General features: G+C 37.6%; 13 protein-coding genes and 1 tRNA gene. 9 read left to right on the plus strand and 5 right to left on the minus strand.

Going from position 1 to position 23,906, the window contains the following annotated elements; all coding sequences use genetic code 11:
- Positions 1 to 5: 5 nt before the first annotated feature.
- Positions 6 to 2,516, minus strand: a complete 2,511-nt coding sequence (locus tag ACQ334_RS15285) for a M14 metallopeptidase family protein (RefSeq protein WP_430989110.1) — start codon at positions 2,514 to 2,516, stop codon at positions 6 to 8.
- 75 nt (positions 2,517 to 2,591) lie between these two features.
- Here ACQ334_RS15285 and ggt point away from each other — a divergent pair, with 75 nt between their 5' ends.
- From ggt to ACQ334_RS15305, 4 genes are all read left to right on the plus strand, one after another.
- Positions 2,592 to 4,268 carry a gamma-glutamyltransferase gene (gene ggt / locus ACQ334_RS15290; RefSeq protein ID WP_430989111.1) on the plus strand — a complete coding sequence of 559 codons (1,677 nt, stop codon included), beginning with the start codon at positions 2,592 to 2,594 and terminating at the stop codon, positions 4,266 to 4,268.
- A 474-nt stretch (positions 4,269 to 4,742) separates the two neighbouring features.
- On the plus strand, positions 4,743 to 5,273 hold the full coding sequence (locus ACQ334_RS15295; protein ID WP_430989112.1) for a DUF1572 family protein: 531 nt from the start codon (positions 4,743 to 4,745) through the stop codon (positions 5,271 to 5,273).
- Positions 5,274 to 5,342: 69 nt separating this feature from the next.
- On the plus strand, positions 5,343 to 5,966 hold the full coding sequence (locus ACQ334_RS15300) for a porin family protein (protein ID WP_430989113.1): 624 nt from the start codon (positions 5,343 to 5,345) through the stop codon (positions 5,964 to 5,966).
- Between the two features lie 387 nt (positions 5,967 to 6,353).
- The gene (locus ACQ334_RS15305) at positions 6,354 to 11,015 is read left to right on the plus strand and encodes a translocation/assembly module TamB domain-containing protein (protein WP_430989114.1); all 4,662 of its coding nucleotides are present in this window, start codon (positions 6,354 to 6,356) and stop codon (positions 11,013 to 11,015) included.
- On the opposite strand, the gene ACQ334_RS15310 is transcribed toward ACQ334_RS15305, so the two are convergent.
- Complete coding sequence (locus ACQ334_RS15310) at positions 11,016 to 12,218, minus strand: bifunctional 3,4-dihydroxy-2-butanone-4-phosphate synthase/GTP cyclohydrolase II (RefSeq protein WP_430989115.1); 1,203 nt, start codon at positions 12,216 to 12,218, stop codon at positions 11,016 to 11,018.
- Positions 12,219 to 12,498: 280 nt separating this feature from the next.
- Between ACQ334_RS15310 and ACQ334_RS15315 the strand changes: the two genes are divergently transcribed.
- Complete coding sequence (locus ACQ334_RS15315; RefSeq protein ID WP_430989116.1) at positions 12,499 to 15,771, plus strand: TonB-dependent receptor; 3,273 nt, start codon at positions 12,499 to 12,501, stop codon at positions 15,769 to 15,771.
- A gap of 70 nt (positions 15,772 to 15,841) precedes the next feature.
- Here the strand turns inward: ACQ334_RS15315 and ACQ334_RS15320 are convergent, their stop codons facing one another.
- A complete protein-coding gene (locus ACQ334_RS15320; protein WP_430989117.1) occupies positions 15,842 to 16,675 on the minus strand; it encodes an alpha/beta hydrolase in 834 nt (277 codons plus the stop codon).
- A gap of 177 nt (positions 16,676 to 16,852) precedes the next feature.
- Here ACQ334_RS15320 and ACQ334_RS15325 point away from each other — a divergent pair, with 177 nt between their 5' ends.
- Genes ACQ334_RS15325 through ACQ334_RS15335 form a run of 3 tightly spaced genes read left to right on the plus strand, consistent with a single transcriptional unit; the run spans position 16,853 to position 19,576 of the window.
- Positions 16,853 to 17,806, plus strand: a complete 954-nt coding sequence (locus ACQ334_RS15325) for an ATP-grasp domain-containing protein (RefSeq protein WP_430989118.1) — start codon at positions 16,853 to 16,855, stop codon at positions 17,804 to 17,806.
- Between the two features lie 3 nt (positions 17,807 to 17,809).
- On the plus strand, positions 17,810 to 18,451 hold the full coding sequence (locus ACQ334_RS15330) for a Uma2 family endonuclease (protein WP_430989119.1): 642 nt from the start codon (positions 17,810 to 17,812) through the stop codon (positions 18,449 to 18,451).
- Positions 18,452 to 18,463: 12 nt separating this feature from the next.
- Positions 18,464 to 19,576: a carboxylate-amine ligase gene (locus ACQ334_RS15335; RefSeq protein WP_430989120.1), complete on the plus strand. Its 1,113-nt coding sequence runs from the start codon at positions 18,464 to 18,466 to the stop codon at positions 19,574 to 19,576.
- A 52-nt stretch (positions 19,577 to 19,628) separates the two neighbouring features.
- Here ACQ334_RS15335 and ACQ334_RS15340 read toward each other — a convergent pair.
- Together ACQ334_RS15340 and ACQ334_RS15345 are read right to left on the minus strand one after the other, a co-directional pair.
- Positions 19,629 to 19,702 (minus strand) — tRNA-Arg (locus ACQ334_RS15340).
- Positions 19,703 to 20,078: 376 nt separating this feature from the next.
- Entirely contained in the window at positions 20,079 to 21,869 is a 1,791-nt protein-coding gene (locus ACQ334_RS15345; RefSeq protein ID WP_430989121.1) for a phospholipase D-like domain-containing protein, read from the minus strand.
- Positions 21,870 to 22,772: 903 nt separating this feature from the next.
- Between ACQ334_RS15345 and ACQ334_RS15350 the strand changes: the two genes are divergently transcribed.
- Positions 22,773 to 23,861, plus strand: a complete 1,089-nt coding sequence (locus tag ACQ334_RS15350) for a hypothetical protein (RefSeq protein WP_430989122.1) — start codon at positions 22,773 to 22,775, stop codon at positions 23,859 to 23,861.
- The last annotated feature ends 45 nt before the right edge of the window (positions 23,862 to 23,906 follow it).

The raw sequence follows: 23,906 nt of genomic DNA on the forward strand, positions 1-23,906 counted from the left end.
CTAAACTACTGCCCAACTAAGAACACAGCATTTGCAAACAGTAATTTTCCATTCTCCCAAAAACTTCTGAATATGGGATCGTCGGCAAAAAATACAATGCTGCCTCTTCCAAGATCCTGCACACCCAGCACCGTACCATCTTTTAATTTATCTTTTAACCGGCTACCTACAAAACCTGCTACCTGGTTATCTTTTTTTATCACTCCCACATTCCAGCCATCTTTCATAAATTCATACAGGTCGCCATTTTGTTTTAGTGTAAAATAATTATCGGTATAGCCAAATGCCAAAGGGTGAGAGTCGTCTAATGTTACTTTATAAATAGACCCGGGAATAAAATCTGCTATGCTTTCTCTTTCCCTGTTTTCAAAACGTTTTACATCAGCATATAAATTTTTGTCATCCTTTTTATCATCTTTCTTTTCATCGTCGTCTTTCTTTAATTTAAAACCCCAGTCTGCTTTTGCCATTTGGGATGCACCGTTTTCCATGGCAATTATTTTACCCCCTTGCTGCACCCAGTTCTTTATTTCTGCTGCAGCATCTTTATCTGCAAAAAATTTATAGTTACCATCGGGCAAGATCAATACATCCATATTTTTTAATGCCGCACCGTTTATCTCATCTGCATTAATTAATGTTATAGGATAATCCAATTGTTGTTCAAACAAATGCCACACTTCTCCTGCCCCGCCGGAATTTACGCCTTTGCCGGTAAGCATAGCCACATTGGGCTTTTTGATGAAATGTACTTTTTCGCTTCCGAAATCAAACCCCGTTTCCATAAAACCACTGGCAACGGATGTTACTGCAGCATTGTATTTTTTTGATAATTCCATCAATGCAGCCAGTTTATCTTCATTCCCTTTTTTTAGAACAATCAAGGCCCCTTTTTTAAATGCCTTACCGCCATAGGTAAAATCTTTTTCAGCAAAACGCAATTTTATTTTTTCGTTTAATAAAGCAACCAGAAGCCTGGCATCTTCAAAAGAAGCATAATTAATAAGATATCCATAAGCATTTGCAGCAACGGTTGTAGCAGCAGGTTGTCCTGCATAAATACCGGTGGCTATTTTTTCTCTTACTGCATAAGTCTGCACTCCATAAACATAAGGTAAACTCCAGGCGGTGATATCATAAGTAACAGAATCAACAAGTTTAGATTTGGGCTCAAACAAAACTTTTATCAATGTAGATTTTGGTTGATACGCAGAAACAGCAATTCCATTAACAGCAGTAAATACTTCTTCTTTACCTGTTGAATAATTATACCCTTTAATTGCTGTTGTGCTGATACTACCGTATTTAATACCGTTCACATCAAAGAAATTTTGGAGTGGTTTTAATTTATTGGCATTGGTTTCAGTAATGATATACGTTTTGTAGTCTCCAACACCATTATTTTTAGCATCATCAAAAAACTTTTTAAACTCACTAACCAAACGACTATTGTACACAGATGCAATTTCAAGTGTACTCATACTGGTAGTAAAATGATGAGCAATCCTGTCTTTTAATGTAAGCGTGTCTCCATCCGACTTTAAAGCAGCAGCACCACCACCGGGTCCCCCTGCCTGCTCGTATGTCATACCAATAGCACCGTTGTATATTGGATACGTATCTCCGTATGCAGGATAAAACAAATCGAATATTTCTTTGGTAAAATACAACCAGCCATTAGCATCAAAATATTTGGCGTGATTTTTTCCGATAGTGTATTGAAAGTTTCTTTGCCATTGTGTGATCACTTCATGAAAAGGTTCTGCCGCCGGTGCAAAATAATAAGGGCTGTTAACACCCTGCTCGTGAAAATCGCAATGTATCTGCGGCATCCAGTCATTATATTTTTTTACACGGCCCTGTGTTTCTATTTGTGTTTGCCAGGCCCAGTCACGGTTGAGATCAAAATTATAATGATTGGTTCTTCCACCCGGCCATGGTTCACTGTGTTCCCTTGCATCAGTATTCGGGTCCGCTTTTTTACCAGACACTTGCGTAAACCAGTTTACATAGCGGTCACGTCCGTCGGGGTTTAAGCAGGGATCAATAATAACCACGGTATTCTTTAACCATTCTTTGGTTTGTGCGTTATTGGGATTCAATAATTCATACAATGTTTTCATCGCTACTTCTGAAGAGCTGGTTTCATTGCCATGTACATTATAACTCAGCCATACAATAGTTGGAGCACTTACGTCTCCGGGTTTATCATTCAACATGCCGGTAAGGCGTAAATTGTTTTTCCTGATCTCTTCCAGTTTTGTAAAATTTTCTGGTGATGCCACAAAAGCCAGTAATAAAGGACGGCCTTCGTTAGTACTGCCATATTGCTCCAGCTTCATCATTTTGGGCATTGCCAATGCTGCCTGCTGAAAATAATTTACAATTTTATAATGCGGTGTATATTTATCGCCCAATTGATAACCCAAAAACTGATCAGGGCTTTTTAGTTCTTGTGAAAAAGAGGTGTAACTTGAAAACAATATCGTTAAAAGAACAAAAAGGTTTTTCTTCATATAATGTAAACTTTTATCGGGCTGATTTTTTTAAATAATGCTGGAAATATGAAATTAAAGAGAACGTTACTGTCAATGGCTGCGATTTTTTTAGTGCTGCAAAGTACGGCACAAATTAATCCATATAATTACCACTCACAAAAAAAAGTAACCGCTACAAAGGGGGCTGTAGTTTCTGCTCACCCATTGGCCAGTAAAGTTGGTGTAACTATTTTACAACAGGGTGGAAATGCAGTTGATGCGGCTGTTGCCACACAGCTGGCATTAGCCGTGGTATATCCCGGTGCCGGTAATATTGGTGGTGGCGGTTTTTTGGTAGCGCATTTAAACAACGGGAAGAATATAGCGATAGATTACAGGGAAAAAGCGCCGGCCAGGGCATCGAGAGATATGTATCTTGACAGTGCAGGAAATCCGCAATTGAATTTATCACAGGATGGCCACCTGGCATCGGGGGTACCAGGGACTATTGCTGGCATATTTGCATCATATAAATATGCATCACTGCCCTTTGCAAAATTAATTCAACCTGCAATTGATCTTGCAGAAAAAGGTTATGCCATTACTGCTGCCGAAGCTGCATCACTTAATAATTTAAAAGAAGAATTTATACAATTAAATTCCACCGCTCCAGTGTTTGTTAAACAACAACGATGGAAAGCGGGAGATACATTGATACAAAAAGACCTGGCCAAAACTTTAGAACGCATCAGGGATAACGGGCAAAGCGGATTTTATGAAGGAGAAACTGCCCGATTAATAGTTGATGAAATGCATAAAGCCAATGGCATTATCAGTTATGAAGATCTTAAAAACTACCAGGCTAAAGAAAGAGTGGCCGATGTTTTTGACTATAAAGGCAACACCATTGTTACCATGCCATTGCCCAGCAGCGGCGGCATTATACTGCAGCAAATGATGGGCATGATAGCCAATAGAAATATTGCGGCCATGAAATTTCAAACCTTACAGAGTGTGCAGTTAATGACGGAAGTGGAACGCAGGGCTTATGCCGACCGTGCTGAATTTTTAGGTGACCCTGATTTTGTAAAAGTGCCGGTAAAGAAATTAGCCAGTAAAGATTACCTGGCCCAAAGAATGAAAGATTATGCCCCATCAAAAGCAGGTAGCAGCGCAGTAACAAAAGCAGGCATTATTAAAGAGAGCGAAGAGACAACACATTTAAGTGTGGCAGATAACAAGGGCAATGTAGTTTCTATTACTACTACTTTAAATGGTGGTTACGGCAGCCGTACCGTTGTAAGTGGTGCAGGCTTTTTATTGAATAACGAAATGGATGATTTTAGTGTAAAGCCCGGCGTGCCTAATATGTATGGTGCTGTAGGTAACGAAAAAAACGCCATTGCCCCAGGCAAAAGAATGCTGAGTAGTATGACGCCAACCATTGTGCTGAAAAATAATAAACCTTACCTGGTAGTGGGTACTCCGGGTGGCACCACCATTCCTACCAGTGTATTTCAAACATTGGTGAATATTTTAGAGTTTGGAATGAGCGTGGAAGATGCTGTAAACAAACCCAAATTTCATCACCAGTGGTTACCCGATGAAATTAGAATTGAAAAAGATTTTGATGCAGCTGTAAAAAAACAACTGGAAGCTATGGGCTATAAAGTTGTTGTAAAAGGGCAGATAGGAAGAACTGAAGTGATACAAATAAATGGCAAACAAATTATTGCTGTAGGTGATAAGAGAGGTGATGATGATGCGGAAGGTTTTGCCCCTATGCCCTGAAGGGGAAAATGGAGAAAATAAAAGCGAAATTTTATTTATTAATCAATATTATCAAAATGATTGACGACCTGATCTCTAATAATTTTGTTGAGAATATAAATAAAGGCGTTATAAAAAAGGCCTTTAATCTTTCAAAAATTGTTTTAAGTTTTACGGTCATTTATGCTATTGTAGAACTATATAATTGGTATGACCCCATTATTAATTCAATGAAACTTGGCAAGTTATCCAATATTGAATATTATACTTACAGATTCTTACCTGTTATAGATGTTATTCTCATGAGCTCGAGTATTATAAGCTGGTCATACTGTGTTAAGGCCAACAAACTTATTAATCTTTCTTTTGAAAAAAACGACGCTGATTGTTTTAATGTTGGGTATAAATATTTTTACAGATCAGGAAAAATAACATTTACTATATACCTTATTGGAATTACCAGTTTACTTACAAGGTATTTTTTAAAATAACTTTATGACCATCGAATCAATTTTTCTCCAATCTGCAATCAAACGCCTTAGTTATTACAAAGAATTAGGCGATAAAACATTTGTACAATTAAACGATGCCGGTTTTCATTTTCAACCCAACGATGCCAGCAACAGCATTGCTATTATCATTCAACATGTGGCAGGCAACATGCTTAGCCGCTGGACCGATTTTTTAACTACCGACGGTGAAAAAGACTGGCGCAACCGGGATACAGAATTTGAGGAACAACACCTGGATAAAGATGCATTAATTGCATTTTGGGAAAGAGGCTGGCAATGTTGTTTAGGCGCATTAAATGCATTAACAGCAGATGACCTGCTTAAAACCATTTATATCCGTGGTGAAGGCTTGCTGGTAGCAGATGCCATTAACCGTCAACTGGCACATTATCCCTATCATGTAGGGCAGATCGTTTACATTGGCAAGATAGTTGCCGGCAATAATTGGAACAATCTTTCCATTGCTAAAGGGCAATCCACACAATTCAACAACCAAATGAACAAAAAGGGCTAAAATGCAACCTTTAAGAAACTATTCACTACTCTTACTAAAACTGTACATTTGCACCCAATAAAAAAACGCATGAAAGGAATCATTACTATCTTAGCCACATTATTAATTATTACTGTTACTAAAGCACAGGTAAGGGTGGCGGCAAAGGCCGGCTGGAATTATTCAACCGCTAAAGCAATGTATTCCGGCGTAAAACAACCTACTGATTTTACTTTTGGTTTTGGTGCCGGTGTGTATGCAAAAATCCCTTTTGAAGGCGTTTTAAATTTCGCCCCTTCCGTAATGGTCAATAAAAGAGGATTTATTGTGAAACCATTAACAGGCACCAATAAAACTGAGCAGTACAGTATCACTTATCTTGACATCATCCCCTCTTTCAGTTTCGATTTCCCTCACAAAAGCAACTCTTTTGCCTTTGCCATTGGTCCCGATTTTGGCTTTACCAATTTTGGAAAGCTAAAGGCAACTGACAACAGCAATGTTACCACTACCCAAAAACTAAAATTCGGTTACGGCCAATTTGGTTGGTTCGACCTGGGACTCAATGCCAGCGTGAGTTATCACATGAAAAAAATATTTGTTGAGGCTGGTTATTTGTACGGCCTGGCAAGCATTAACAACAATGAAGAAATTGACCAGCGCAATATCCGCAACCGCATGATCAGCCTTAACCTGGGCTTTTATATCAGGTAGTTTCTTTTCAGGGCTCTTTTGTCACAACGGTTATTAGCAAAATCCGCTTTTACAGAGATAAACCTTATGTTTACTTCTTATCTAAATAAACTATAAAGTTTGGTATTGAATTTGCCTGTAACAGGCGAAACATTATTTTTGTAATAATAGTATAATACCCTGAGCAAAAGCCTTAACATATTAAAATGGATTTCGCTTACACTGCTTTTTTGGCTGGTGCTGGGCATAATGACTTTTTTTATTTACAATGAGAATAAATGGTTATTTTATCTTTTACTCATTGGCTGGGGCACAGCCTGGGCTTTTGTGTTTAAAAAAACTAAACATAAGTCGGCATTTTTTATTTCCTTTCTTCTCTTTTTGACCTGTGTTTGGGGAATCATCAATATGACTTCTTTTCAAAATTTTCTGGCTACAAGAATTGCTGGTACACTTTCTCAAAACCTAAAGACTAAAGTCTCTGTAAAACATGTGGACTTTTCTTTTTTTAATAAAATGCTTCTTGAAGGGGTAACAGTAGAAGACAGAAAAAAAGATACTTTACTTTATGCAGGCGTTGCTAAAGTAAATATTACCGACTGGTTTTTTATTAAAGACAAAGCCACTTTAAAATATATAGGCTTAAAAGATGTTTCCGTAAATCTTAAACGTACTGATTCTGTATGGAACTACCAGTTCCTGGTAGATTATTTTTCCTCTCCTAAAGACCCGAATGCCGCTCCAAAAAAAGGGATAGCCATTGATTTTAAGACAATGGAACTTGAAAACGTGAAGTTTAATAAAATAGATAAATGGGTGGGACAGGATCTTATTGTGGCAGTAAAAAAAATGACCGTAGAAGCAGATACTGTTGATCTTTCAAAAAACAAGCTTTCATTTAAGGATATCAATTTAGATAACCCGGTTTTCTTCCAGAGTAATTATACAGGCAACCGGCCAGAGGTATCAACACCGGCAAATAATACGGTAAATATTACAGTGCCTGCCCAATACAAATGGAATAATGACGGCTGGCAAATTGATGTACACCAACTCCATATCAACAATGGTAGTTTTCAAAACGAAAAAGAAACGATTAGGGCGCCTTTTACCGACGACAGGTTTGATGCCCAGCACCTGGTATTTGCTGCTATTAACGGCAATTTGAAAAATATTCATTTTGCAAAAGATACACTTGTAGCAAACATCAGCCTGTCTACAAAAGAAAGAAGCGGATTTGAATTAAAAAAACTTATTGCCGATCTTAAGTTCACTCCCGATATTATGGAATTTAAAAACCTGGATCTGGCTACAACTAAAAGCAGGTTGGGTAATTATTATGCTATGAGTTATGATAGTTTTAATGAAAGCATGAGTGATTTTATTCATAGTGTAACCCTTGAAGGAAAATTTGACAACAGCGTAATACATAGTGATGATATTGCTTTTTTTGCACCTGCATTAAAAACATGGAACCGCAGTTTTGATATTAAGGGCAATGCAAAAGGCACAATCGATAACCTGGTGGCAAAAAACATGCTGATCAAAAGCGGTAATACTGCGGTAGATGGAGATATAGCATTGAGAGGGCTGCCAGATCTGAAGAATACATTCATCGACTTTAAATCCAACGACCTGGTAACTAATTATGCTGATCTTATTACAATTATTCCGGCATTAAAAGATGTAACTCAGCCCAAATTAAGTAAACTGGGTAATATCAAGTTCAAGGGTAATTTTACAGGTTTTATCAATGATTTTGTTACTTATGGAAATATCAATACTAACCTGGGCAATATAATTGCTGATATCAACATGAAACTGCCCGACAATAAGCCCGCTACTTATTCTGGAAAAATATCTTCTTCAGGTTTTAACCTGGGGCAATTTATAAACACTACCACTTTAGGGAATATTGCATTAGATGGCAATATAGTTGGTAGTGGTTTTACATTAAAAGATCTGAATGCAAATTTTAAAGGTAATGTTCACCAGGTTGAATTCTCCGGATATAATTATAAGAACATTACCCTGGATGGCAATTTTGAAAAACAGGTATTTACCGGTCATGGTGCTGTAGATGACCCCAACCTGGCCATTGAAAGTTTTGACGGCTCTGCAAGTCTTGCAGGTAAGGAAGCTGCTTTTAATTTTGATGCGGTATTAAAAAAATCAAATTTAAAACCATTGGGTTTTACTAAAGAAGACTTTGCATTGGATGGTCATTTTAACCTGAACTTTACGGGTAGTAATATTGATAATTTTTTGGGCACTGCAAAAGTATACAGTGCAACATTGCTGCATAACAATACCAAATTATCTTTTGATTCACTGGCATTAAATTCATTTTATGCCGATGGCAAAAAACATCTTTCCCTTAAATCTAACGAAGTGGAAGCTTATGTAAACGGTAATTTTAAGATACTGGAATTGCCCGATGCCTTTAAAGTATTTTTAAGCCGTTACTATCCTGCTTATATCACCAAACCAAAATATAATGTAAGCGACCAGGATTTTGATTTTATTATTAAAACAAAAGAAGTTGATGAATATGTGCAATTGCTGGATGGCAAACTGAAAGGTTTTAACAACGCCACTTTCAGCGGTAACCTGAAGCTGGCGCAAAATGAATTGAACATTAATGCCAACATACCCGAATTTGAATATGATAAAAAAATATTCAATTCAGTTATGCTGGAAAGTAAAGGAAACCTTGATACGCTAAACACCCGGATAACAACCGGTGATATTGTTTTAAATGACAGCCTGCATTTTCCCGGTACCAATCTTTCTATAAAATCAAATAACGATGTTTCTTCTATTCAGCTAAAAACAAGTGCCAGTAAAACATTAAGTGAAGCTGAACTGAATGCCACTGTACAAACTTTAACCGATGGTGTAAGAATTCACTTCTCCCCTTCTTCCTTCATTCTTAATGATAAAAAATGGCGGCTGGAAAAAGATGGGGAACTAACGATACGCAAAGCTTTTATTGATGCAAGTGAAGTAAAATTTATACAGGAGAACCAGGAGATCACTTTTTCTACCGAAATGGATGATGTAACTGATAAGACCAATGTGGTAGCCAAACTAAAAAAAGTTAATATTGATGATTTTGCTCCTTTCTTTTTAAAAAAACCAAGGCCTGAAGGAATGCTAACCGGAACTATTACACTAAGAGACCCTTTTGGCAAACCAACTGTAGAATATGATGCCCTTGCCGAGAACCTGGTTGTAGATAATAAAGAGATTGGCAATACCACATTAAAAGGTGATGTAAATACCACAACAGGCCTTGTAAGATTTAAAGCTGATGCCAATAGCAAATTGTACAAATTTCATGTTGACGGCAATTACAATTACAAAGACTCTTCTGACAAACAAATGACTGTTGATGCCGTGGCAGAACATTTTGATATCAGTTTACTGGATAATTACCTGGGTTCTGTTTTCACCAATATGAAAGGAGATGCAGTAGGCCCTTTAAAAATAACCGGTGGCCCCAATAACAGGTCTTTTACAGGAAGTGTAACCGTAACTGACGGTTCTTTTAAAGTGATCTATACACAATGCAAATACAATTTTACAAACACACCAATTGTTTTCAATCCTGGTGAAATTGATTTTGGCAATATATATTTGACCGATACACTTGGCAACACAGGCACATTAAGTGGAAAATTGTACCATAAATTTTTTGATGATTTTGAATTTGATAACATCAAATTTAATACAGGTAAAATGCTGTTGCTGAATACAACGCAAAAAGATAACAGCCAGTTTTACGGAAAAGTAATTGGTAATGCAACCATGACATTGAATGGCGACATTACTGATATGAAGATGAAAATAAGTGGAAAGCCTTCAACATCACTATCAGATTCAAACCATATTTACCTTCCCATAGGTGCAGGAAAAGAAGCCAGCGTAATTGATTACATCGAATTTGTTCAGTTTGGTACCGAAATGCAGGATGTAAGAAATAAGCAGGGTACAAATATTTCCGTAGATATGGATCTCGTTGCAAACCCTGCCTGTAAAATAGATGTAATATTGGATGAAGCTACAGGAGATATTATTAAAGGCAGCGGCACCGGCAATTTAAATATTACTGTTGGCAGCAAAGAACCGTTAACAATGAGAGGCAGGTACAATATTACCGAGGGGGAATATAAATTTAACTTTCAAACCTTTATACAAAAATATTTTTCTATCACCAATGGTTCTTCAATTACGTGGAATGGAGATCCTTACGAGGCCTTAATAAATATTAATGCGGAATACCTTGCGCCTAATGTTGATTTAAGCAGCCTTGCTACAAGCAGTGGTAAGTTTAATCAAAAATCAGATATCAGCATTGTATCACATCTTACCAATACCTTAAAAGCTCCGGTGATAGATTTTGAATTTGTTATCCCTAAAGAAAAACAAAACGATCGTACCAGCGATCCGGTTGTATTGGAGAATCTTAAAAAGCTGGCCAAAGACCCTAACGAGAGAAACCGCCAGGTAGCTTCCTTATTGCTTTTTAATTCCTTTATCAATGATGGAACCAATAGCGGATTTGGTGCTTCTATAAACCAGTTTTTATCTGGTACTGTAGGCCAGGTAATTTCGGGATTTTTAAATAACCAGTTGACTAAAGTTTTTCAAAAGCTATTTAAAGATCCTACTTTAACGCCTTACTTAAGTTTCAATTCAAATTATAATCTTACCAGTAAGGAGTTGATCAATGCACTGGAAGCATCGGGTAATTTCGGATTTAAAAAAGAATACTTCAACGGCAGGCTGATTGTTTCTTTAGGGGGAAATATCGACTATAATAATCCCTACATCCTGCAGGCGAGAAATACCAACGTGTTGCTTACACCGGACATAACGGTTGAATACATTTTAACTGCCGATGGCAAACTTCGTGTAGTAGGCTTTAACAGAACCAGCGTGGATGTTACATTAGGTCAGCGTAACAGAACGGGTGTACGTCTCTCCTATCAAAAAGAATTTGATAAAAAACAAAATACCAATCCAAAGAAAAGAGAGAAAAAACCAGTTATAAAAACAGCACCATAATTAGCCGTTCAAAATATTGTGGCCCAGCTTGTCTTTTTTAGTTTGTAAATATTTTTCGTTGTGTGGATTAGATTTTATTTCAATTGGCACATTATCAACTACCTCTAAGCCATACCCTAAAAGCCCGGCACGCTTGCGTGGGTTATTACTCATCAGCCTCATTTTACTAACTCCCATATGCCTCAGAATTTGTGCCCCTACACCATAATCTCTTTCGTCCATTCCAAAACCCAGTTCCAGGTTAGCTTCTACTGTGTCACGGCCCTGCTCCTGTAATTTATAGGCTTTTAATTTATTCAACAATCCAATACCACGGCCTTCCTGGTTCATGTACAATATTAAACCCTTGCCTTCCTCTTCAATCATTTTCATAGCATGATGTAACTGATCACCACAATCACACCTTAATGAGCCCAATATATCGCCGGTCATACAACTGCTGTGTACCCTTACCAAAATGGGTTCATCTTTTTCCCAGTTACCTTTCTTTAACGCCATATGAATTTCGCCGGTGTTTAATTGCTTAAACGCAACCAGCTCAAAAGCTCCGTATTTGGTTGGTAATTGCACACTCACTTCTTCCTCAATAAGTGTTTCGGTTTTTAAACGGTATTCAATTAAATCTTTAATGGAGATCAGCTTCAGGTCAAATTTCTTTGCTATTTCCAGTAATTCCGGCACCCTTGCCATAGAACCATCTTCATTCATAATTTCAACCAAAACACCGGCGGGATAAAAGCCTGCCAATTGCGCCATATCAATAGTAGCTTCTGTATGACCCGTACGGCGTAAAACACCTCCTTTTTTTGCTCTTAAAGGAAAGATATGCCCGGGCCTCCCCAAATCTTCGGGTTTAGTAGAGGGATTTATCAATGCCTGTACAGTTTTTGCCCTGTCGTGAGCAGAAATACCTGTAGTGCAACCGTTTCCAAGCAGGTCTACACTAACCGTAAAAGCAGTTTCGTGAAGCGAAGTATTATCCACTACCATCGGGGGCAGCAATAATTCATTACACCTTTCTTCAATCAATGGTGCACATATAAGCCCACGTCCATGGGTACTCATAAAGTTTATCATTTCAGGGGTTACAGATTCTGCCGCCCCGATAAAGTCTCCTTCATTTTCACGGTCTTCATCATCAACCACAATTATTAATTTTCCCTTTTTTATATCTTCAATGGCACTTTCAATACTATCCAGCATATTTTTATTTTATACTGCAAAGGTAATAAGGTTTACACTTGATATGGTTTTACCGCTATTTTGAATTTGGGAATATTTTACCCGATACATAATAGTAAATTAAGTAATGCATTTAATGTTGCCGTTTAAACTTTGATAATCATTAAATACATAATAAAATAGCAGCCATTTACCGTAAAGCAGCAAATAGAAGCATATAGTTGCCCTAGAATTTGTTAATAAAAGTTGGCTCAAATTCGCCAATTATTTAGTTTCTTTGCCACCGTAAAAACAAACTATTATGAGAATCAAGAAAATTGTACGTTTACTAACTGTACTATTGGCTTTTCCCTTTGCTTTAGCTGCCCAGGTTACTACCGGTAGCATCAGCGGAAGCGTTAAAGATGCAAAAGGTGCTGATTTAACCGGGGCTACCATCGAAGTACTTCATGAACCTTCAGGAACCCTTTACAGAGGCACTTCTGGTAAAAACGGGGTATTTAACATTCCCAGCTTAAGAGTTGGCGGACCATACAAGGTGACTATAAGTTTTGTAGGTTTTAAACCGGAAGTAATTACTGATGTAAACGTTCAATTGGGCGAGGCTTCTAAAATAAATGTGACTTTAACCGATGCTAATTCCAGTTTAAAGGAAGTGATAGTAGCAGGTACAGCAAGAAAAGGTTCCCTGATCTCTAAAGACAGAAAAGGAACTTCTACTAATATCAACAGAAGGTTAATTGCCGCTTTACCTACACTTTCAAGAAATATTACTGATTTCACCAAATTAACACCACAGGCAAGCGGAACTTCATTTGCCGGCCAGGATAACCGTTTTATCAACCTGACTGTGGATGGTTCTATCTTTAATAACTCTTTTGGTTTACAGGCATTGCCCGGTAGCCAAACCAGTGCTTCTCCTATTTCGGTAGATGCAATTGAAGAAATACAGGTGAATGTATCGCCTTACAGCGTAAAAGATGCAGGTTTTACCGGTGCAAGTATCAATGCTGTTACACGTAGCGGTACCAATACTTTCCATGGTTCTGCTTTCTATAATAACCGTAACCAGAGCTTAGTAGGTACTAAAGCAGGTTCTGATGGTAAAACGCCTGTTACCATTGCTAATTTTGATGTAAAACAATTTGGTTTCAGCCTTGGCGGACCAATCATCAAAAACAAATTGTTCTTCTTTGCTAACTACGAAAATGAAAAAAGAAACGATCCGGGAACAGCTTTTGTATCAGATAATGGCAGCAACACCGGCCAAACCAACGTTTCAAGAGTTAAAAAAACTGACCTTGATGCTTTATCCAGTTTCTTAAATACCAATTTTGGATACGATCCGGGTAAATATGAAGGCTATGATTTCATCACTAAAAGCTACAAGATCTTAGCTAAAATTGACTGGAATATCAGCAACAAAAATAAGTTCAGTGTACGTTTTAACTCATTAAGATCTTTCAAAGATATCGGCTCAAGCTCTTCAGGCGTATTGGGCGGTTCAAGGGTAAGTAATTTAAATACCATGAACTATTCTAATAACAACTACGAGATCAACAATGATATCTATTCACTGATTGGCCAGTTAAATACACGTATCAGCAATAAGATCTCTAATGAATTGATCTTTGGCTGGACAGCGAACAGGGATTACAGAGCTGTTAAAGGAAAACTTTTCCCATTAGTTGACATCTTAGATGGTACCACTGCCGATAGAAACTATATCTCTTTTGGTGCTGAACCATTTACTCCAAACAATAAATTGTTTACTGATACCTGGCAGGCTTCTGACAACATCACTTTCTACAATGGTAAACACACCACATCTGCCGGTGCAAACTTTGAATCATTCAAATTCTTTAACCAGTTTACTCCACAGATACAGGGACAATTTATTTTTAAAAGCCTTGCAGATTTTTATACTTCTGCCAATGCTTACCTTGCTAACAACAACATGGCCACAAACCCTGTTCAGTTAAGGAGGTACATTTTAGGTTTTAGTAACCTTGCAGGTAATGAAGTATGGAATGCTATTACACAAGCAAAGAACATAGGTGCATACATACAGGATGAATGGCAGATTGAAGACAAACTGAATATCACTTATGGTGTTCGTTTTGATGTACCATTCTTTACCTCTAATGCGGTTTACAATCCACAGGTTGCAGGCTATAGTTTTGTTGATGAGAATGGTAACCCTACCAAATTGAGTACTTCTCAATTACCATCTGCAAAATTAATGATCAACCCAAGGTTTGGTTTTAACTACGATCTTAAAGGTGATAAGAAAACTCAATTGCGTGGAGGTTTAGGTTTATTCTCAGGCCGTCCTGCATTTGTATTTGTAAGTAATGCAGTTGGTAACAACGGTATGCAGGCAGGACAAATAAGCCAGGATAATACTGTGGCTTATCCTTTCAGCCCTAATATTAACCGTAATGTTCCTACTCCTAACCCAGGTTCACCGGCACCAAGTTATAATATCGCACCTATTGAAAAGAATTTCCGCTTTCCGCAGGTATTCAGAACCAATATGGCTGTAGATCAAAAAATAATTGGTGGTATTGTGGGTTCTGCTGAATTTTTATTTACACAGAGCTTAAGCAATATTTTTTATTATAATGCTAACCAGAAAGTACCCACCACTACATTTGCAGGTCCGGATAAACGCCCTAAGTTTGCCGGTAGTGCAGCTGCTGTAAGAATCAACTCTAATGTAAATGATGCCACTGTATTAGCCAGCCGTCCTTACGGTTCTAACACCAGTGTAACACTTAAATTAGAACAACCTTTACAAAAAGGATTAAGCTGGATGATTGCTTATAACTTTGGCCGTACCAAAGATTATTCAAGTGCAAGTACTATTGCTTTCAGCAGCTTTACCTCTACCAGAACAGTTAATGGTAACAACTTGCCTGATAACTCTTTTAGTGATAACGATACAAGACACCGTGTAATCGGTAATGTTACCTACAGAAAAGAATTTGCTAAAGCCGCTGCTTTACAGATCTCATTATATGGACAATCTCAAAGCCAGGGCAGATTTGGTTTTGGTTATTCTAATGATATGAATGGAGACGGTATCAGCGGTAACGATCTGATGTACATACCTAAAGATCAGAGTGAAATGAATTTTGATGCTATTACCGGTACTACACCATTTACTGTACAGCAACAAAAAGATGCTTTTGAAGCATATATTCAGAACAACTCTTACTTAAAAAATCACAGGGGCCAGGTAGCTCAGAGAAATGGTGTTTTGCAACCAATGCTTTCAAGATTTGATCTTTCTGCAATGGTGGAAATATTCAAAAACTTTGGTAAACAAAGACACACTATTCAGTTCAGAGCTGACATCTTTAACATCGGTAACATGATCGATCACAAATGGGGTGTTGCATATGTAACCAATACTACTTCTCCATTAGCATATTCAAGAGTAGATGCAAACGGAGTTCCTTACTTTAAAATGAATGTGGTAAACAACAGTTTAACATATGAAACTTACAGAAAAGGAACATCAATTGCTGATGTATGGCAGGGCCAGTTAGGTATTCGCTATATCTTTTAAAAAATATAAAAGTATTACAACAAAAAGCCCCGAAAATTTTCGGGGCTTTTTATATATTTTAAGCAGAAGATCAATCCAATAGTTCTTTATTAAAGTAACCCCAACCCCATTTTAAAAAATACGGAAAGGCATTTGCCCATGTAGGTACATCATGCCTGCCTTCCTGCAATTCAAGGTATTTAATATCGGTTTCCCTGCTATACCCTTTCGCCTCCAGGTCATCAATTAAACTTAGTGCATCGTCAATAGAATCTATTATTCCATTATTATTTCTATCTGCAGTTTCATCCTGCGTACCCACTTCAAAAAAGAATTTTAACCAGGGAGCATACACCCCCTCTTTTATTTGCCGGTGCATAATACGATCAGTATCTTCATTAAAATCAGCATCGTCCTGGTCTTTATCTCTCCACCACAATGATCCGCTAAAAACACCTACCCTTCTGAATTCCTGTGAATTATTCCAAACAATATCCAGGGCACTTAAGCCACCCAAAGAAAAACCTGCGTACGATTTTTCTTTAAAAGATTGTATACCATAAGTTGTACGTATAAATGGCAATAATTCTTCAAAAACAAAACGGGTATATAAAGCTGCCTTGGCACCACGGCCTTTATAGTCTAAAATTTTTGCAGTGCCATATTCATTTTTTCTATCCGAAGAACAATGAATACCCACGCAAAATAATGGCTGCATATCATTAGTGCTGTATAGCGTATCCAATATACTTTCAAAATTCATCGTTACCAGGTCCTGCCCATCATTGATGAGTAAAAGGCTGAGTGCAGCAGTATCCTCAATTTGATGGGGTAAGTAACAATCAACTTTTACTTCTCTAACTAAAAATTCGGATTGCAGTACATGATTTTCAACAATAACACTTGCAGCTCTTTCTTTGTCCATAGTTTCAAAATTAAGGAAAGAAGACGAAAACAAATGTATGATGTATGATTTCAGATTTATGGTTTCAGATATCCGACATCATAAATCCCAAATGAAACAATATTTGTTTTATTGGCGGCGAAAAAATATATTTGAATACGGCTCAATACATTTATTCAAAAAATAAAACTAACTGTTATGAAGAAAATAGGCATGCTCTTCGGAAAAGAAAGAAGTTTTCCCATGGCTTTTATAGATAGGGTAAACAGCAAAAAAATTGATGGCATTATTGCCGAACCAGTATACATTGATAAGGTAATGCAGGGCGAGCCCAGTGGTTATGCAGTTATCTTCGACAGGATAAGCCAGGACGTTCCTTTTTACAGGGCCTATTTAAAAAATGCGGCACTCTGTGGCACTACTGTAATTAACAACCCATTTTGGTGGAGTGCCGATGAGAAATTTTTCAATAATTGCCTAGCCACAAAAATTGGTGTCCCGGTTCCAAAAACAGTTATACTGCCCAGTAAGGATTTGCCAACTGATACATCTGATGAATCTTTCAGCAACTTAGCCTACCCGTTAGATTGGGAAGGTATTTTTAAATACATTGGTTTTCCGGCATACATGAAACCTTTTGCAGGCGGCGGCTGGAAAAGTGTATATCAATTGAACAGCATTGAAGAATTTTTTGAAAAGCATGCCGAAACAGAACAGCTGGTAATGATGCTACAGGAAGAGATTAAATTTGACGAATATTATCGTTGCTATTGTATTGGCGGCAAATATGTACGCATTATGCCGTATGAACCACGTAATCCGCATGCGCTACGCTATGTAGCCGATTTTAAACCATCGCCAGAAAGATACAAACTGATGGAAGATATTGTATTGCGTATCTGTCATTACTTAGGCTACGATTTTAATACCGTTGAATTGGCCATTCGTGATGGCGTACCTTATGCTATTGATTTTTGCAACCCTGCACCTGATGCAGAAGTAACCAGTGTAGGACAGGAAAATTTTGACTGGGTAGTGGAAACGGCTGCCAATTATGCTATAGAAAAAGCAATGGAACATAAAGACGATATGGATAATTTAACATGGGGCACATATATCACCAACAGTTCTTCTAAAAAGAAACTGTATTGATGCATGAAGAACTATTTAACGATAGTACACCAGGATTTAAGTGAAGAGTTTGTAGAAGAACCGGAAAGCCCCTATGGGTTTACTTATGCTGATTATCTTACCTGGAATTTTAAAGAAAGAATTGAACTGATAAGGGGTAAGATTTTTAAGATGAGCCCGGCGCCGAGTTTTAATCATCAAAAAATACAGGCTAATATTTTTGTTCCATTCCATAACTTTTTAAAAGGGAAACCTTGTATAACCGTTACTGCTCCCATTGATGTGAGGTTAAAAGGCAAACCATTCAGAAAGAAAAAATTAAGAGATGACGAAATCACTACTGTAGTTCAGCCTGATATTATTGTGGTTTGTGACGAAGATAAACTGAAAGATAACCGCAGTATAGACGGTGCTCCGGAATTGATAGTAGAAGTATTAAGCCCCGGAAATACAAGAGTAGAAACGAAATATAAATTTGACCTGTATGAAGAGAATGGTGTGCTTGAATACTGGTTAGTATACCCTGAGTACAAACAGATTCATGTATTTCTGCTGGATGAAAATGAAAAATATGGCAGGCCCCTGATTTACGAAGCCAACGAAAACATTTCTTCTTCAGTCTTAAAAGGATTAAGTATACCGATGAATGAAATTTTTAAACTTTAATTAAATTACAACATGGCAAATCTTTCATACAAACATTTTACACTTGGTGTTGAAGAAGAATATATGGTGATAGACCCTGTAACAAGGGAATTGAAAAGCCATCAGCAAAAAATTGTACAGGAAGGGCAAAAAGTTATTAAAGACAAAGTAAAAGCCGAAATGCACCAGGCCGTGGTTGAGGTAGGCACTGATATTTGTGCCGATGTGGACGAAGCTTTTATGGATGTGAGTACACTCCGTAAAACAATCAGTGGCATTGCCGGCGACCTTGGTTTATGGATCGGCGCATCGGGCACTCACCCCTTTAGCCATTGGGAAAGCCAGTTAATAACCGACCATGCCCGCTACAACGAAATTGTAAATGAATTACAGGAAGCTGCCCGTAGCAATTTAATTTTTGGTTTGCATGTACACGTAGGTATGGAAACCCGTGAAATGGCTATTCACATAGCCAACAGTGCCCGGTATTTTTTACCCCATATTTATGCATTAAGTACCAACTCTCCTTTTTGGGAGGGCCGGTTAACCGGTTACAAATCTTTCCGTACCAAAGTATTTGATAAGTTTCCCCGTACGGGTATCCCCGATTTTTTTGAAAGCATTGAAGCATATGATAACTATGTAAAGCTGCTGATAAAAACCAATTGCATTGATAATGCTAAAAAAATATGGTGGGACCTCAGGGTGCATCCTTTCTTTAATACGGTGGAATTCAGAATCTGTGATATCCCGATGACGGTGCAGGAAACGATTTCTATCGCCGCCTTGTTCCAGGGTATTTGTGCCAAATTATATAAACTCCGCATGCAGAACCTGAATTTTATGATGTATAGCAGGGCTTTATTGAATGAAAATAAATGGCGTGCCAGCCGCTATGGTATTGATGGCAGCCTGATTGATTTTGGTAAAGAAAGTGAAGTGAATACCAGGGTTTTACTATACGAATTACTGGATTTTATAGATGATGTGGTACCTCACCTGGGTAGCCGCCATGCGGTAAACAATGTGCATAAAATGATGGAACAAGGTACTGGTGCCGACAGGCAGCTAAAAGTATATGAAGAAAGCAAGAACCTGGTGAATGTGGTGGATTATATTCACGATAGTTTTCTATCAGGATTATAATTACTCCCAAAAAAAAAGAGATTACCGGTTAGATAATCTCTTTTTTTTTGTGTGACCGCGTTAGGATTCAAACCTAAAACCTTCTGATCCGTAGTCAGATGCTCTATTCAGTTGAGCTACGCAGCCATTATTAATTCGGGCTGCAAATATAGCCAGATTAACGTTTCAGACCAAACATTTATTCTACATAAATCACAGCAAATTCCTTTTACAAATGATTTGCTGCCTTAAACACAGGCATAAAAGCAACCAGTTTTATTATTTACGCTCAACACTGTCCGGTAAAATTTTAGCCAATAAGCCGGAAACCCCTATACCAGGCACCGGCATTTGTGATCCCTGTATTGCAAGTACATTATTGGTGTTTCTTTTACATAAATAATATCAAAGACTGCTGTAGTACCATCACTGTTGTTCTTTTTTAATAAAGTTACCTTGTGCAGCTACAAAATATAGCTACACCCCTCGCCGGTAGATATATCCCTTATTTTTTGCAGGTAATTTATTTCATAAACAGTTGCCTTTCCAGGTATTTTAAATCTTTTGGATTATAATACTTGGCATACCATTTTATTTTTTCAGTATTATCATACAAATTCATTTCTTCTTCTGTTGCATCTTCATCTACCAGTTTATTTAACCAATGAAAATGATCAATCAGCCTGAAGGCTTCAATGGCAAATGCAGTTACCACATCCTTATCTCTTATTTCAATTAAATTATCGCCATTATTCTGCTCGGGAGTATAGGCAAGGTTACTGCTGCCGCAATACACAACAGGGTCGGCCCCTTTAAAATCAACTACCACAAATTTATGGTGAATACTATGCCCAAGGCCCGGCACTTTAATAATGTCTTTAAATGGAGGCCGTAGCTTTGTGGCAATATTCAATCCCGATATACGGATACCTGTTTTACGCCCCGGTTTGTAAAGCTGCATCCCTTCTCTCACATCGGTAATTCCTGCTGTAAATATTGTACTTGATTTTACCTGTTCCTTCAAGGCATCTAAAATGCCACTCTTGCTATCGTCTTTCATTACCGCAAACAAAACATCGCTTTCGGCATTTAAAATTTTCTCATTAATAGCTTTAAAAAAAGTATCTACCGTTTTTGCTTTATGAGGCGAAAACCTGATGGTCATATCCGGCAATCCCGTTTGATTAACTACATAATCAGCAGCTGCAAGTGCCGAGTTTTTAAACGTTCCCATATTAGCATCGCCAAAAGAAGCATCAAATACATCGGCATATTTTTGCGCCACTGTTGGATTATTGAAAATAACAACATGGTTAGCATTTACATAGAGGCCGTTGGTTGCAAAATTTGTTGAACCTGTTAACACTTTAACAGCTTTTGCTGCGGCATTATTTTTTCTTTGTATAAATATTTTAGAATGTGCCTGGCTTGTAAAGTGTCCCCTGTAAATATCGCTGTCACCGGTTGCTACAGCCCTGAAAGCATCTTCAAATTTATTCTCGTAAGAGCCGTCTTTTTTATGATCGGGATAGTTATCCAGTATAATTTTTGCCCTGCCCTCTTTTGCAAGTTGCAACAACTTTTCTACAATAAAAGGCTCATTTAAATCATAGGCAAAAACATCAATCTTTATGGTTTTGTCGTCGATAACTTCTTTAAGAAATTCAACTATTCTTTGCCTGGTTTGCCAGCCAAGGTATTCATGAATTTCTTTGTAAGAAAATGAAACATCTTCTTTTTGGCCGGTAGCAAAGTTCATTCGTTTAACTACGCCGGCTTCCTGCTCAATATCAAAAGTGAGGTCTGTGGCATTGGGACGCAGGTTTAATTTATTACCAAAGCGTATGGCAAATGCCTGCGAAGAAATAAAAGACCTTGTAAAGCCCACCTGTATATCGCCGTCTTTAAACGGGCTTACATCAATGGTAACGCTTACGGTGGCTTTTGGGTCAGGTGCCAATAGCTTTCCGTTTACAAGATAACGGGGAGTTACCTCATAAGTATAATCGCCGTAATAAATATCCTCTACATGCTCGATGGTTGATGGTACATGTATCCACCTGAATTTTTGAATAGGCGAAAACTCTGATGCAAGAACCTGGTTTGGAAAATCAGGCTTTTTATGCAGTTTGATTTCTTTTTTAAACTTCATCTGATTGTAAACATTAAAAGGCCTGCCATTGGCATTTCCTTTAATTGTAAATCCTGCGAAATTTTCTTTAAGGCTTTTATCCAGGTCAAAAGCCAAAAGTGTCATAGCATCTCCTTTGTATGCATATACACTTACCCCTTTTTTTGAAGCGAACTTTTCCATAATAATTTGGTTTAGGTTTACTGATAATTACACAGCTATCTTAATAACAGCTCTGAAATATCGTTTTGTTTTTTCAGATTTACAACGGTGTTTTCACTGTATTTCCAGTAAGGGGTAAGCTGCAAGCACCTGATTTAATTCATCAAAAATTTCATCCGTTTTATCGCCAAACAATGGTTACACCTGCTACTATTTTCGTGTATATAAAGACGATACCTTTCTGCTTCTTTTTTGTTTTACCAATACCAACAGGCTTTTCACCTGTAAACAGTACAATCATCTGCAGGGTCCGTATTGGTTTGGAGCTCCATTTAAATTGACCTGATTTTTGTTTTGACTTAGCCAGCCGCAGCCCCACCGAATCAGTTCAGCGTTTATTTTATCACGAGCAGGTTGTCCGGGGTTTGGGCTCAAGAAAAGAGTTATTTCTATTGCAAAATAGCAAATATATTTTTACAGTGTACAGGTATTATCCCCTGTTTTGCATTTAAATATTGGAGTTATTATGGTAAGACATTTGAAATTTTATGGTATTATTTTAACCAGGCCGTAGGTTTATTAGTATTCCCCTTTTAGCTTTTTTCTTTTACCGTAATTACATTGGCATTGTAATCAAATACCATACACCTCGTTCAAACATATCGATTACAAATTAAAAGCCGCTTGCCAATAATAACAACTTACGTGTTTAACGCAAAACACCAGAAAAATACCGTGTTTCTACGGTTGCACAAATCAAAAAAAATGTCAATCTTTAGAAATTACAGGGATAGTTCCGGCTCTCCCACTCTACTACCCATCTGAAAATTTCTACCTCTTGCCACTATTTCATGTTGTTTGATTCAGCTGATGATGAAGTGTACTCTTCTTTTAAAATAATTATTAACCATTAACTAATTTTTTATGAACACTTTCCTGGAAACCGGTATCTCCTTAGTGCTTATTTTTTTTATTTTCAGCATCATCACCTATGTAATACAGGAGTTGATAGCTGTGAATATGAAGTACAGAGGTAAGATGCTGTGGAAATCAATGTCGCAATTAATGGATGGTTTTGTATTGGAAGGCCGTATGAAATTAATGAAGCCTGTACCGGCGGGTAAACCTGCCACTACCAATACCGATGATTTTTATGGTCATGCAGAAATTAAAAGCCTGCAGAAAAATTTAAACCGCTTGCCTAATTATATACCGGCAGCCAATTTTGCCCTGGCCATAATGGACCTGGTTGCTCAAAAAGCTCCAACCAAAGCAGGCGTATTATTTACTGACTTCCAGGCCGGGCTGCAATCATTTGTAAACAGCAACGGCGATTTATATAAGGTATTAAAAAACCTGGCGGATACATCCGCAAATGTTCAGGAGTTGCAAAAAAAGATAGAAGACTGGTTTAATAATTATATGCATCGTGTAACAGGTTGGTACGAATCGCATACCGTAGTATCTGTGCGGCTTATAGCTGTGGCAATAACACTGATCTTTAATATCAATGTTATTAAACTGGCCAAAATTATTTATAGCGACGGGAAGTTACGCAACAGTATGGTAGCAATGTCGGAAACTGTGGTAGACAATTCTAAACCCATTACACAGTTTTATACCACCACCTTTGAAAAAGAAAATGCCGATAAAACTGCAGCCTTTAAAGCAAGGATAGACAGTGCTAAAGGCGAAGAAAAAAAGAGTATTGAAAACGAAAGAGATTCTGTAATGGCGGCACTGGCAAAAAATTATACTCAAAAAAATATTGCTGCTATACAATCACTCACCAGCAGTTTAGACACTACAGGTTTACCATTGGGCTGGAAGAGCAACACGTTTTGTAAGGAGATAACAGGTAAAAAAGGCAGCAGTGCTATAATTAATTTTTTGCTGATGCTGGCAGGTTGGCTCATTGGTGCCGGCTGTATTTCCATGGGCGCACCGTTCTGGTTTGATATGCTGAATAAACTGGTGAATGTAAGACGAAGCGGCGTGAAGCCCGGAAAATAACCACGCCCTAAAAAAACCTGTTACATTAATCAACCTAACTTTTAA

Origin of the sequence: Ferruginibacter sp. SUN106 (genome assembly GCF_050611765.1) — a bacterium.
Classification (GTDB): domain Bacteria; phylum Bacteroidota; class Bacteroidia; order Chitinophagales; family Chitinophagaceae; genus Ferruginibacter.

Excerpts from the sequence above, each read along its gene's own strand:
- ACQ334_RS15315 (WP_430989116.1), top strand. The coding sequence starts at position 12,499 with ATGAGAATCAAGAAAATTGTACGTTTACTAACTGTACTATTGGCTTTT.
- ACQ334_RS15300 (WP_430989113.1), top strand. The coding sequence starts at position 5,343 with ATGAAAGGAATCATTACTATCTTAGCCACATTATTAATTATTACTGTT.
- ggt (WP_430989111.1), top strand. The coding sequence starts at position 2,592 with ATGGCTGCGATTTTTTTAGTGCTGCAAAGTACGGCACAAATTAATCCA.
- ACQ334_RS15325 (WP_430989118.1), top strand. The coding sequence starts at position 16,853 with ATGAAGAAAATAGGCATGCTCTTCGGAAAAGAAAGAAGTTTTCCCATG.
- ACQ334_RS15285 (WP_430989110.1), bottom strand. The coding sequence starts at position 2,516 with ATGAAGAAAAACCTTTTTGTTCTTTTAACGATATTGTTTTCAAGTTAC.
- ACQ334_RS15335 (WP_430989120.1), top strand. The coding sequence starts at position 18,464 with ATGGCAAATCTTTCATACAAACATTTTACACTTGGTGTTGAAGAAGAA.
- ACQ334_RS15320 (WP_430989117.1), bottom strand. The coding sequence starts at position 16,675 with ATGGACAAAGAAAGAGCTGCAAGTGTTATTGTTGAAAATCATGTACTG.
- ACQ334_RS15330 (WP_430989119.1), top strand. The coding sequence starts at position 17,810 with ATGAAGAACTATTTAACGATAGTACACCAGGATTTAAGTGAAGAGTTT.
- ACQ334_RS15305 (WP_430989114.1), top strand. The coding sequence starts at position 6,354 with ATGACTTCTTTTCAAAATTTTCTGGCTACAAGAATTGCTGGTACACTT.
- ACQ334_RS15350 (WP_430989122.1), top strand. The coding sequence starts at position 22,773 with ATGAACACTTTCCTGGAAACCGGTATCTCCTTAGTGCTTATTTTTTTT.
- ACQ334_RS15345 (WP_430989121.1), bottom strand. The coding sequence starts at position 21,869 with ATGGAAAAGTTCGCTTCAAAAAAAGGGGTAAGTGTATATGCATACAAA.
- ACQ334_RS15310 (WP_430989115.1), bottom strand. The coding sequence starts at position 12,218 with ATGCTGGATAGTATTGAAAGTGCCATTGAAGATATAAAAAAGGGAAAA.
- ACQ334_RS15295 (WP_430989112.1), top strand. The coding sequence starts at position 4,743 with ATGACCATCGAATCAATTTTTCTCCAATCTGCAATCAAACGCCTTAGT.